The sequence below is a fragment of the Microbacterium sp. CH-015 genome (assembly GCF_049707015.1).
Lineage (GTDB): Bacteria > Actinomycetota > Actinomycetes > Actinomycetales > Microbacteriaceae > Microbacterium > Microbacterium aurum.
Genome location: NZ_JBNAFJ010000004.1, coordinates 210,184 through 222,547, shown reverse-complemented (window position 1 = coordinate 222,547; position 12,364 = coordinate 210,184). Strand labels below are relative to the sequence as shown.

General features: G+C 67.0%; 10 protein-coding genes and 1 pseudogene. 7 read left to right on the top strand and 4 right to left on the bottom strand.

The features are described 5' to 3' along the window. Positions 1-9 precede the first annotated feature (9 nt). Entirely contained in the window at positions 10-1,071 is a 1,062-nt protein-coding gene (locus tag ACPYN4_RS08930) for a DUF2804 domain-containing protein (protein WP_424446172.1), read from the top strand. Between the two features lie 15 nt (positions 1,072-1,086). Here the strand turns inward: ACPYN4_RS08930 and ACPYN4_RS08925 are convergent, their stop codons facing one another. Next, entirely contained in the window at positions 1,087-1,533 is a 447-nt protein-coding gene (locus tag ACPYN4_RS08925; RefSeq protein WP_312677967.1) for a MarR family winged helix-turn-helix transcriptional regulator, read from the bottom strand. Between the two features lie 86 nt (positions 1,534-1,619). Here ACPYN4_RS08925 and ACPYN4_RS08920 point away from each other — a divergent pair, with 86 nt between their 5' ends. Further along, a complete protein-coding gene (locus ACPYN4_RS08920; protein WP_424446171.1) occupies positions 1,620-3,464 on the top strand; it encodes a DUF2207 family protein in 1,845 nt (614 codons plus the stop codon). Positions 3,465-3,524: 60 nt separating this feature from the next. Here ACPYN4_RS08920 and ACPYN4_RS08915 read toward each other — a convergent pair whose 3' ends face one another. Further along, a complete protein-coding gene (locus ACPYN4_RS08915; protein ID WP_424446170.1) occupies positions 3,525-3,845 on the bottom strand; it encodes a hypothetical protein in 321 nt (106 codons plus the stop codon). A 23-nt stretch (positions 3,846-3,868) separates the two neighbouring features. Continuing rightward, complete coding sequence (locus ACPYN4_RS08910) at positions 3,869-5,164, bottom strand: DUF222 domain-containing protein (protein ID WP_424446169.1); 1,296 nt, start codon at positions 5,162-5,164, stop codon at positions 3,869-3,871. A 503-nt stretch (positions 5,165-5,667) separates the two neighbouring features. On the opposite strand from ACPYN4_RS08910, the gene ACPYN4_RS08905 reads away from it, so the two are divergent. The 3 genes from ACPYN4_RS08905 (at position 5,668) to ACPYN4_RS08895 (ending at position 9,061) form a co-directional block, all read left to right on the top strand. Beyond that, the gene (locus ACPYN4_RS08905; protein ID WP_424446168.1) at positions 5,668-6,423 is read left to right on the top strand and encodes a TnsA-like heteromeric transposase endonuclease subunit; all 756 of its coding nucleotides are present in this window, start codon (positions 5,668-5,670) and stop codon (positions 6,421-6,423) included. After that, positions 6,423-8,489, top strand: coding sequence for a hypothetical protein (locus ACPYN4_RS08900; protein WP_424446167.1), 2,067 nt, complete (start codon positions 6,423-6,425; stop codon positions 8,487-8,489). Before ACPYN4_RS08905 ends, ACPYN4_RS08900 begins: the two co-directional genes overlap by 1 nt. 230 nt (positions 8,490-8,719) lie before the next feature. Continuing rightward, positions 8,720-9,061, top strand: coding sequence for a transposase (locus ACPYN4_RS08895; protein WP_424446166.1), 342 nt, complete (start codon positions 8,720-8,722; stop codon positions 9,059-9,061). Here ACPYN4_RS08895 and ACPYN4_RS08890 read toward each other — a convergent pair. Further along, on the bottom strand, positions 9,031-10,077 hold the full coding sequence (locus tag ACPYN4_RS08890) for an IS110 family transposase (protein WP_424446165.1): 1,047 nt from the start codon (positions 10,075-10,077) through the stop codon (positions 9,031-9,033). The two genes, ACPYN4_RS08895 and ACPYN4_RS08890, sit on opposite strands and share 31 nt — an antisense overlap. Positions 10,078-10,329: 252 nt before the next feature. Between ACPYN4_RS08890 and ACPYN4_RS08885 the strand changes: the two are divergent. Next, a pseudogene (locus ACPYN4_RS08885) lies at positions 10,330-11,241 on the top strand (IS3 family transposase); the annotation flags it as partial. Between the two features lie 230 nt (positions 11,242-11,471). Beyond that, positions 11,472-12,302: a ribokinase gene (locus ACPYN4_RS08880; protein ID WP_424446164.1), complete on the top strand. Its 831-nt coding sequence runs from the start codon at positions 11,472-11,474 to the stop codon at positions 12,300-12,302. Positions 12,303-12,364: the final 62 nt, after the last annotated feature.

The following is a 12,364-nucleotide window of genomic DNA, read 5'->3' as shown; positions in this document are numbered from 1 at the left end:
AGGATGCCGATGACCGACCCCTCCGCTGCGCCCAGCCCGCGGCCGGCGGGCACGCAGCCCGCCGCACCGCACGAGACCGAGCTGACCACTCCGGTCTCGCTCACCCTGCCCAGCGGTCGGCTCAACCCGGCATCCATCGGCTTCGCGCGCTCGCCGCTGGTCGACACATCGGGCATCGGGGGACGGCACGGCTGGGGGCGCAACAAGCGCTGGGAGTACTGGAACGTCATGACGCCCGCGCACATCGTCGCGCTGACGGTGTCGTCGCTGGACTATGCCGCGGTGCACGAGGTGTGGATCTTCGACCGGGCGACCGCGCAGACGTGGGGGCGCAGCGCGACGGTGATCCCGGTGCGCGACGTGGCGCTTCCCGGCACCCTGGCCGGCGGCATCGCGATCGCCCGCGCGAAGGACCTCGCCGTGACCGTCACCCCCGCCGACGGCGGGCAGGTGTGGCGTCTGCACGCGGAGATCCCCGGGGCGGCGTTCGACATCACTGTGGCCCGCCCCGCCGACCACGACTGCCTCGCGGTGGTCGTGCCGTGGTCGCCGCGGCTGTTCCAGTACACCGTGAAGGACGTCGCGCTGCCGGCATCCGGCACTCTCACGCTGGACGGCATCCGCCACGAGGTCCCCGCCGGATCGTGGGCGGTGCTGGACCACGGGCGCGGACGCTGGCCGTACGACATCGCGTGGAACTGGGGCGCCGGATCGGGCGTGCTCGCCGACGGCCGGACGATCGGGATCCAGGTCGGCGGGCGCTGGACCGACGGCACCGGCGCCACCGAGAACGGGGTCGTCGTCGCCGGAGTGCTGCACAAGATCTCGGAGCCCGTGCAGTGGACGTACGACCTCGGCGATCCGCTGCGCCCCTGGCAGGTCGCCGGCGGGGGTCTCGACGCCACCTTCACGCCGTTCTACGACAAACGTTCGGCGATGAACCTGGGCGTCGTCGCGTCGCGCACCGACCAGTGCTTCGGCACGTGGGCGGGCACGTTCCGGACGGATGCCGAGGTCATCGCGTTCGAGAGCGTCGAGGGCTTCGCCGAGGACGTCCGCAACCGGTGGTGACCGGCGGCGGCCTCGTTACGGGGTTCCGGCGTCGTCGGCGCCGCGGAGCTTGCTCGTCAGCGCCCGCAGCTGGGCGAGTTCGTCGTCGGTGAGCACCGACATCCGCTCCGCGATCGAGCGGCCGTGGGCCGTCGCGACCCGGCGGAAGGCGGCCAGCCCGTCCTCCGTCGCGCGGACGATCGCGCCACGACCGTCCTGCGGGTCGGGACACTTGCTGATAAGCCCGCGCGCGACCATCCGATCCACCAGGCGCGAGACGCTCGGCTGGCTGATGAGCATGTTGGCGGTCACATCGCGCAGGCGCGCGGCGTGGTCGTCGCCACGGCTGACCGTCAGGAGCACGTCGTACTCCGCCTGCGTGAGGTCGTCCTCGCGGAAGTCCCCGCTGATCTCGTGGAGGACCTCGTGCTGCGCGCGGAAGAGGCTCTCCCACGCGGCGATGGCGAGGCGGCGATCGGTCATGGATGCCACTGTAGCCCCGCTGTCGCGGCGATCCGGACCGGCGCGACGGGCGACACCCGGCCGGGCGCACACCTAGGGTGAAGAGCATGAGGCGGGAGCGAATCGGGGCGGCGATCGTATTCGGGCTGATGCTGGTGCTCCTCGCGGGGGCGCCGGCCGCGGCATCCGTCGTCACCGTGCCGGCCGCAGGCTCGGTCCTCGTGCCGGCCGCGGCATCCGTCGTCTCGGTTGACGTCGACGACTTCACGTTCGAATCGATGACGGCCGACTACACGCTCACCCGTGCCGATGACGGCACGAGCCGGCTCGAGGTCGTCGAGCGGATCGTCGCGGTGTTCCCCGAGACCGATCAGAACCGCGGCATCCGTCGGGCGATCCCCGACACCTACAAGGGTCAGCCGCTGCGGCCCGAGCTCGTGTCGGTGACCGACGGCGAGGGCGCGCCGCGGCCCGCGGAGGTCGAGGACGTCGACGGCGAGTTCTCGGTGGTCTCCCGCGCCGACGACTACCTGCACGGGCCGCAGACCTTCGTCATCGCGTACACGCTCGAGAACGTGATGTGGAACTTCCCCGACACCGGCCTGGAGTTCTCTTGGGATGTCAACGGCGTCGGCTGGGCGCAGCCGTTCGGAACGGTGACCGCGCGCCTGCACCTCGCTCCCGATCTCGCCGCGCAGCTGACCGGGCGGATGGCGTGCTATCAGGGTGCACAGGATGCCACCGACCCGTGCGCGTCGATCACCCAGACCCAGGATGCCGACGGCACCACCGTCATCACCGCGCTCGCGACCGGCCTCCAGCCGTACCAGACCCTCACGATGGCGGTGGGGTTCGCGCCGGACACGTTCGCGCTGTTCGACACCGGATACTTCGCCTCGCCGTTCGGATGGATGCAGGCGCTCGCCGGTCTGGGAGCGGTGGGGGCCGGCGTCGTCGCGGTTCGGGCACGGCGGCGGCAGCTGGCCGACGAGCCGGGACGGCCGACGATCATCGCGGAGTACGAGCCGCCACGGGCGATCGACGCGCTGGAGAGTGCGGTGCTGCTCGGCCACGCGACGAAGGCGATCCCCGCGGAGGTGCTGGAGCAGGCGGTCGCCGGCTCGATCCGGATCATCGAGGGGAAGAAGGGAATGTGGGGCAAGGCGAAGCTCACGGCGGAGCTCGTGGACGCCTCCCGGGCCGACGGTGACGGGCGGATGCTGCTCGACGGACTCTTCCCGAAGGGTGTGCCGGGGGAGCAGTACACCTTCGGCACGCAGGACACGCGGCTGTCGAAGGTGGCACAGGGGATTCTCGCGGCGGCGGCGACCGAGCTGCAGACGCGCGGGCTGCGGCGTCCCGTGCCGGCAGCGGTGCGGGTGTGGCCGATCACGATCGCCGTCGTGGCCGCCGCGGCGGCGGTGGCGCTCGGATTCGTCGCGATCGGCGCGGGCACGAACGCTGTGGTGCCGCTCATTGTGATGGTGCTGTCCGTCGTGGTGGCGATCGTGGTGATCGGGATGTGTTCGCGGAAGCCCTTGACCGCGCGGGGTGCGGAGACGCGCGATCATCTGCTCGGGCTGAAGGAGTTCATCGCGTGGGCCGAAGCCGACCGCATCCGCATGCTGCAGTCGCCGTCGGGAGCGGAACGGGTGCCGGTGGACGTCGACGACCCGCGGCAGAAGCTCGCGCTGTACGAGAAGCTGCTGCCGTACGCGGTGGTCTTCGGGCAGGAGAAGGAGTGGTCGCGGCAGCTCGCGGTGCTCTACACCGCGGTCGGCGCGACCGGCCCGTACTGGTATTACGGCACGGGCGCGTTCGACGCGTCGTCGTTCTCGTCGGGGATCGGGTCGCTGTCGGCGGCGGCGTCATCGTCGTCGTCGACGGGCGGGTCTTCGGGCGGCGGGTCGGCCGGTGGCGGCGGTGGCGGTGGCGGTGGCGGCGGGGTCTGAGGCCCCCTGGGTCGTTGAGCGAGGAGCGCAGCGACGAGATGAAACGTCCCGAGCCTGTGCTCAGAGGGCGTGGCCCCCGGTGCCCTCCAGGATGCTCCGCAGCGTCTCCCGCGACACCTCGTCGCGCTCGCCGTCGAGGTGCGCGTGGAGGATGAACGACAGTCCCAGCTCGTCGAGGTAGGCGATCGTCTTCTCGAGTCGCGGGACGACGTCGATGTGGTCGTTGCCGAAGAGGGCCGCCGTGTAGACGGGCTCTCCGGCCAGGATGCTGCGGCGCAGTTCTCCCGAGGAGCGCCCGGTGATGCGGTACAGCGCCTGCAGCACGGCACTCGGCAGGTCGGGGGTGTCGTTCAGGGTGACGGAGAGCGCGTTGTCGGGCATGCGTTCATTGTCTCCCGCCGCCGTCAGAACGGCGCCGGTGCGAAGGTGAGCGTGCGCGCGGGACGGTCTTCGTAGACACGGCCGAGGGGGCTGGTCCATTCGAGGACGCCGTCCGGTCGCTGGCGGACCCGCCACGCGGAGTGGTGTTTGAGCATGTGATGTCGTCGGCAGAAGCAGCCGAGGTTGCACACCGTGGTGGGTCCGTCGTGTGCGCGGGCGATCGTGTGATCGATGTCGCAGCGGTCGGTGGGTTGCCGGCATCCGGGGAATCGGCAGTGTTCGTCGCGTGCTTTCAGCATGCGCCGTTGAGCCGCGGTCGGTCGGTAGCGGTCGACGAGCTGGAGTGCGCTGGTGTCGGGGTCGATGAACAGCCGATCCCAGCCGGGCGCGTCAGCGGCAAGACACCGCGCGGTCGCGGCGTCGATCGGGCCGTAGCCGGCGAGGTATGCCGGCTCGTCGTCCTCGACGATGAGGGAGCGGACCGGGATGGTGACCTGGATGCGGGCGCGGACGGGCGACGCGCTCCCTTGTGCGGCGGTGGCCGGCTGCCCCGTGAGCAGGAGGTCGCACGCGACATCGGCGCGGAGCTGGTCGAGGCTCCGCCGGTCGGGCAGGGGGTCGGCTTCGAGCCCGTTCAGCTGGTCGCCGGTGTCGGGGTGCCGCTCGGCGTCGAGGATCGACGTGGCAAACTGCGTCGCCCGGTCGTAGATGCCGTGGATGAGGTCGGCGGGTGCGATGAGACCGAGCTCTGCCATGCCGTCGTCGAGCGCGGTCGTCCACAGGCGCCGGTCACGACGTGCGGCGCGGTGGCGCTCGTCGAGTGAGAGCGGCTGGAACTGATCGGCGAGCCGACGCGCGGCAGGGCGCAGGCGACCCGCGGTCTCGGTCGCGGCGAGGGGGAGGACGGCGACTTCGTACGCGGCGCGCGCGTCGTCGTCGGCGATGGCGAGGCCAGCGTCGGTGATGACGGAGGCGTGCGCGCGGCTGATCTGTCCGGCGCTGAGCGCCGCCAGCGTCGCCGGGAAGCGCTCGACGAGGATGGCGGCATCGCTCATGTGCGTCTGCACGGTGCGGTCGGACTGGATCGTCGCGGCGCCGATCTCGGCGGCGATCGAGCGGAGCGGAATGTCGCCGGAGCGGTCGGGGAACGCGCTCGGCTCGTCCAGGCGCTCGAGGGCGAGGCACTGGGCGTCTCGGAGCAGCTCCGCCTCTTCAGCCTGGAGTTTCGCGATCTGGCGCCGCCGATCCACCAGGCCGTCGACAAGCGTGGCGAGGCGCTCGCGGTACCGCGGCGGCTCGGACTCGTCGAAGGCTTTCATACCTTCGATTCTGCCGAGGGGTTCCGACATTGGGGGCCGACGATTTCCCGGTCAAATGGGAAAACTGTGGATAACGCATCGAGACTGCCGGTTGGGGAGAGAGCGATGAAGCACGGGCAAGAGTAAGGGCCGGTCGGAGAGGCTTCCGACCGGCCCTTGTCCCTTGCACCAAGAGTGTCCTGCAATCACATGTCGGTAGCTGCCACAGCAAAACAACTACCGTGCAAGCACTCTATAACGACCAGATAACGGTCCACAAGACCTCGTCGTTATCTTTTTGTGACTCATTTCCGCCGCCGATGTGGTGTCCGATTGCCAAGAACCTGTCAGTACTGCCAACCGTTCTGTCAGTAGGGACAAAAACCTGACCGGTCTGACAAGAACTTGTCAGTAAGCGGCGCGTCGCGCAACGGCTCCGCGCCACATCAGCCCTACCTTCGCGAGTGAGCACCACACCTATGTGGCGTTGTCAGGCTCGCCGTCTTCGAACGAGAGGCTACGCGGTGGATCTGACATCCGTCGTGCCCGCGGATCTTCCGCTCGACGCCGTCTGTCGTGGAAGTTTCGATGCGAAGCTCGACGGGGTCGTGCGTCGACTTGACCTGGGCGATCTCGCCCACATCGACGTTAGCAGGATCGGACCCATTCGCTCGTCGGCCTCGTATAAGGATCGGCCGAACTACGCCGGCTACTACTGGGCGGCGACGACGGGTCGGCACCACTGGTTCGAGTCGCTCTACGAGAAGCTCGCGTTGACCGCGCTCGACCGCGACCCCACGATCGTCGCCCTCGCCACTCAACCTCTGGCCATTCGTTGGGCTTCGCCTAAGCAGGTTCATGTTCCAGACATCCTCGTCGAACGGGCGGATCGTTCCATGGCGCTCATAGACGTGAGGCCGTGGAGCAAGGTCAGGGATCGAGACGCGGACACCTTCGCTCGGACCAGCGCGCTGTGCGCGGCGCTTGAGATCGATTACTACCTCTTCTCCAACCTCACTGAGACGCAGGCGCTCAATCTTCGGTTCCTCGCCGGCTACCGGTTCGCGCGGTGGGGATGCCCGAGGGCCATTGCCGAAAGGTTGGCGGCCAGGACGGGAGAAGTTCGGCCGCTCGAAGAATGGCTGCCGGTGATGGAGGGCACTCACGTTCCCGCGAGGGGGCTGCTCCTGGCCGCGATCTGGCACGGGGCGCTGGACGTGACCCTCACGGTGCGGCTTGAGATGGATCTGGATGGCACCTGTGCAGGAAGGGGATGGTGATGAACTTGGAGCTCGGGGATGAGTTGGTCTGGGAGGGCATCAGATTCGAGTTGATCGCGCTCGATGCTGCGGTCGCGCGTCTTCGGGCGGTGGAGGAGCACTTCGTTCGCTCCGCGCTCATCAGCGAACTGCTCATGGACCCAACGATCGAATGGCCCGCAAGGTCGACACGAGTGAACACGGGTTCCACTGCGCTCATCCTGAACGGTCTCACTGACGCTCAGCGTGCGGTGGTCGAGGTTTGGTTGCCGCACCTTAGGCGGCTCGACGCGCATCTCGTTCGCGGTGAACGCGACTCTGCTACGACGCGGGCGATGGTCGACGAGATCGTTGCCGCTGTGGGCCCCAGGCTTCCCGCGGGGAGCGTCGACGTCCGAACAGTGTGGCGCAAGCTCGAAACCTTCAGAACCGACGGAGCCCTTGGGCTCGTCCATAAGGCCCGGCGCGTGGCGAGCAACGTGCGACGTGATCCGCGGTTGATGGAGATCGTCAGCGAACTGTGCTGGAAAGCGAACTGGGAAGCGACTGGCACCATCGGGCGGATAGTCGATGATGTCCGCTACGAGGTTGCTCAGCGGTACGGCGATTCGGCTCCGTTCGGAGTACCGAGCGAGCGAACTCTGCGTCGCATCATCAGCGAACTGCCTCGGGCCGGGCACCTGACGGGTTCTGCCAAGACACGGATGTCGCTCGCAAACCGCCCGCAGCGCGAGTTTCGTCAGCACGAATCTCCACGACTCGGCGAGCATGTTCAGATCGATACCAATTCGTTCGACGCGGAGATCATGCTCGACGACGGCAAGGTGACGATGCGGGGTGGCGTCGCGCGTCCGGAGTTGACCATTCTGCTCGAGGTCAGCAGCCGGTACCCGATCGCAGCGGTGCTGCGTGCAGGTGGAACCAAGGCGTCCGACCTGGTGACAGTTCTGGCTCGTGCCCTCACTCCTTACGCTCGCCGGCCGGCCAGCGCTCGGCAGACGCGGGAACTCGTGTCGCGCGCGTGGGCCGAACCCCACGGCATCGATCAATCGGAGCTCGACCGCTTCCGCAACGAACTGCCGTTCGTGTTTCCAGAAACGATCACCACCGACAACGGCAAGATCTACACGTCAAACGCGTTTCGGGAAGCCTGCGAACGCCTCGGGATCTCGCTCATCTTCTCGGCCCCGTACACGCCGACTGGTAAACCGCACATCGAGCGCATGTTCGGGACCATCGCGGATCAGTTCGCTCAGTATCTCCGAAGCTACGTCGGCCGCAGCGTCGAGCACCGCGGTAACGACGTCGCGCCCCACCCCGCCCCAACATTGCTGCAGGTGCAGGAGCTGTTGGACGATTGGATAGCGGTGCACTGGATGCACCGCCCGCATGACGGTCTGCGAGATCCGCTGCGGCCGAAACGGAAGCTGTCTCCGATGGAGATGGCGACGATGATGCGCGAGATGGCGCCCGAGCTGCCCGTCCCTTTCGGGTACGAGGAGTACATCAGCCTTCTCCCGGCGGAACCGCGAAAACTTCAGGCCTACGGCGTCAACATCGGATACCGCCGCTACTCTTCCCCACGAGTTCACGACATCGTCACCACCGTGCCCGGTGCCTCGAAAAGGTCGTGGCTTATCCGCCGCGACCCCCTGAACATCTACACCGTGTGGCTCGATCTCGGAGACGAGTTCGTCCCGCTCAACTGGGTCGCTGGCGCGGCGAACATGCCGTTCCGCGATGACGTGTCCAGACACCTCAGATCGACCGACACACCGCCGAACCGAACGTCCGACCGCGCATCGATCGCTCTGAAAGAGGGCCTGCGACAGGGGCGTTACGGCGATCCCAGTAACGCACGTGCTGCTGCGCAGGCCCGAGCGGCGTTGGAAGATCCCATGGCACTCACGCGGTATGTCGAACCAGGCGAGCAGCAAGTCGCCGCTGGCGAAGGTGGCTCAACCAACACGCGGTTCCGTCGCACAGGTGGCAACGGTTATCTCGAGGTGCAGTCAGACGAGGCTGAGTGGGCTGACGCGGGGGGCTTTGCAAGCACCAAGGGTGTGAAGGCCCGACTTGATGATTGACCTGGACCTCGGAGCTGTCCCGAAACCGAACTGGCAAACGAAGGAGGGGTGGTCGGAGTTCGTCTCGGAGCGGCTGGTTGAGCCAGACTTGCTGGCGCCAGCACAGCTAGCTTCGCTGTCACGCGAAGAACGCATCAAGTACTGCCAGAGCCGCCTCGATTGGGACTGCTGCACGGATAGGTGACATCTGATTTGGCTTGCCCGGGAGGGCGGCCTGGAAGGATGTTGCTGTGCCCAAGCCCTATCCCACCGAGTTCCGTGACGACGTCGTGCGCGTCGCCCGCGACCGGGAGCCCGGAGTGACGATCGAGCAGATCGCGAAAGACTTCGGTGTTCACCCGATGACGCTCCAGAAGTGGCTCCGCCGCGCCGACATCGACGAGGGCGCGAAGCCCGGTCAGTCCCGCTCGGAAGCGGCGGAGATCCGTGAGCTGAAGAAGAGGAACCGGCTCCTTGAGCAGGAGAACGAGGTGTTGCGGCGGGCTGCGGCGTATCTGTCGCAGGCGAACCTGCCGGGAAAAGGACGCTTCTATGCCTCGTGTCAAGTCATGCGGGTGCGTAGTTCACGGTAGAGCGCTCGGCAGACGTAGCGTTTCAGGCAGCGTCGGATCTCACGGTTGGAGAGTCCTTCGGCGCGGCGGCGGGAGGCGTACTCACGGGTGGTGGGGTCGTAGCTCAGGCGTGTGCGGACGACGACGTCGACAGCGCGGTTGAGTTGGCGATCGCCGGACCGGGAGAGGCGGTGGCGGGTGGTGTTGCCGGATGACGCGGGCAGCGGGGCGATGCCGCCGAGGGCGGCAAATGCAGCTTCTGATCGAACGCGGCCGTGGTGGGAGTAGGCCGCGACCAGGATCGCGCCGGGCACGGCTCCGACTCCGGGGACTGCCTGCAGCCCCGGCGCCAGCGTTTCAGTGAGCTGCCCGAGCTGGCGGTGGTTCTCTCGCAGAACTTCGGTTTGCTCGAGCACGGCTCTGGCGAGTCGCCGTGCTTCTTCGCGGAACACCCGAGTTGTCGCGTCGTCGCGATTCGTGCGCCAGGCTGCTATCGTCGCGATCTGGGCGTCGGTGAGCGGCTTGCGGGCGTCGACCGAGAGGTCGATGCTGCGGACAAGGGCGGTGAGGGCGTTGCGGTTCGCGGTGCGTTGCTGATCGACGAGCGCGCGGGCAGCCAGGAGTACGCGCAACGCCGTCCGGTTCCCGGTTCGCCGTGGCTGGGCGAGCTTGTCGAGGTCTTCCCTGATCACGCTTCTCGCGGCGGCTTCCGCGTCGATCGGGTCGGACTTCCCGGTGCGGGCGCGTGACGGTCTGGCGACCGGTCGGATCTCCGTCACTTCGAACCCGCTCGCAGCCAACGCCGCCGCGATGCCCGCGCCGTAGGAGGACGTCCCCTCGATGGCCGCGAGTGTCGTCGTCCCCTGGGAGCGTCGCGCGATCCATGAGAGCGCGCGGTTGGTGCCGGCAGAAGTGGTGGGGAAGGTGGCCGTGTCGATGATGCCGCCGGTGCGGGTCTCGACGAGGCAGTAGGTGTGTGTTCGGGCGTGAGTGTCGATGCCGACGACGTGTTCGAACTGATCGGCGACTGTGGTCATGCGAGCTCCTCTGGGATATCAGCACTTCGGCGGGCTGGCTCGGGTGGGGTCGCTCAGAGACACATCTGTAATGAGTCACGCCATTGCGGGCGGACAGGCTTCTGATCAAGGCATCTGCGCGGGCAGGCCGAGCCGCGGCACGGTCGCGGACACGTCCTTTTCAAGACACCGCCGCGAGCGGCGGGTCGGTTCTACCCGGAGTCACACGACCGAGCCGAGGCCCAGCCTGTCAGCCGGCCGCAGGCCCGCCAGAATCCATTACAGCTCTACCCGCTCGTGACAGAGCTCGCCGCAGCAGGGATCCCTGTGACGGTGACGTGTCGGGTGCTCAAGCTCTCTCGCCAGCCCTACTACCGGTGGCTGGCTGACCCCATCACCGCGAGTGAGGTGGTGGAGGCGTATCGCGCGAACGCGCTGTTCGACGCTCACCGCGATGACCCCGAGTTCGGGCATCGGCTGCTCGCCGACGAAGCCCGCAATGAGGGCGAGCCGATGTCGGATCGCACCGCGTGGCGGATCGCCTCCAGCAACGGCTGGTTCAGCGCGTTCGGCAAGCCCAAGCGCGGTAAGGGTCGCAAGCCCGGCCCGTCCGTCCACGACGACCTCTGCGCCGTGATCGACGAGCACGGCCGGGTGCGGCACGTGTTCACCGCCGACGGGCCGAACGAACTCTGGCTGGTGGACATCACGGAGCACAAGACCGCTGAAGGCAAGCTCTACCTCTGCGCGATCAAGGACGCGTTCTCCGGCCGGATCGTGGGCTACTCGATCGACTCCCGGATGAAGGCCCGGCTGGCGGTCCAGGCCCTCGAGAACGCCGTCGCCATGCGCGGTGACGTCGCCGGCTGCATCGTCCACAGCGATAGAGGATCTCAGTTTCGAAGCAGGAAGTTCCTGCGCGCTCTGAACCGTCACCGCATGGTCGGGAGCATGGGAAGAGTGGGGTCGAGCGGGGACAACGCGGCTATGGAATCGTTCTTCGCGCTCCTGCAGAAGAACGTCCTCGACCGCCGCTCCTGGACCACCCGTGAGCAGCTGCGGATCGCGATAGTGACCTGGATCGAGCGGACCTACCACCGCCGACGCCGTCAACGCCGCCTCGGCCGTTTGACGCCCATCGAGTTCGAGACCATCATGAACACCACCGTCGCACTGGCGGCGTGACTAGGAACTGTCACCTATCCGTGCAGCAGTCCCGTGTCCGCCGCTTTGGTGCTGGCGACTGCGACCAAGCCATGCATCGAACTTCGTTCGCTCAGAAGATCTAGTGATCGGCGCCTTGACGGGTGGATCGACGCTCCCTACGGTTATCGGGTAATCGATTACCGTCCTCCCCTAGGGCAAGGACGTCGTTGACCCGCTGCGAAGCTCACCGGGTCATGGGGGGAGCCAATATGGGACGAGTGTTCGTGGTCGGTTCATTGAACTTGGACTTTGTCGTCACGGTTGATCGGCATCCTGCGCCGGGGGAAACAGTGGCCGGCGGTGACGTCCGAAGACACTGGGGCGGTAAGGGCGCAAACCAAGCCGTGGCCGCGGCCAGGTCTGCGCCAGACGGAAAGGTTCAAACCGGTTCGGTCCACTTGATCGGGCGCGTCGGTGACGACGAGGGCGGGTTGGCTTACCGGCAACGCTTGTCGGAGCTTGGTGTTGCGGCTGACTCCGTTATTGCGACATCTGATGTGCCCACTGGCTCGGCGATCGTGGTCGTGAACAGTGAAGGTGAGAACGCGATCGTGGTGTCACCCGGGGCGAACTCCTCATTAGTTTCCAGCGATCTGGAACCGCTCAATAGTCTCGACGTCACAGACGTTGTCGTGGTGTCGCTAGAGGTGCCGCTAACCATCGTTGCTGCAGCATCAGAGCGCGCTGAAGCTGCCGGGGCAAGGTTCATTCTGAACCTGTCTCCATTTGGTCCCGTGCAAGATCATGTGCTGCGGCGCGCTGATCCGTTGATCGTCAACGAGCATGAGGCTGCCCTGTTACGGATGACGTTTGGCTCGCACCCCTCGATGCTCATCACGAGAGGAGCGGCCGGTTCCGAGTGGAACGGACTTCACATCCCTTCGCGCACCGATGTGGAGGTGGTTGACACCACGGGAGCAGGGGATGCCTATTGCGGAACGCTCGCGGCTGCTCTCGCCGGAGATGCAACCACAGAACACGCGATGCGACTTGCGACCGATGCTGCCGCCGCCGCCGTCTCGCGGATCGGCGCTCAATAGTCAAGAGGAGCGTCTGCGCCGGAGTTAATCAACTTGAAACAGAAACGTATTGGCACGCTTCG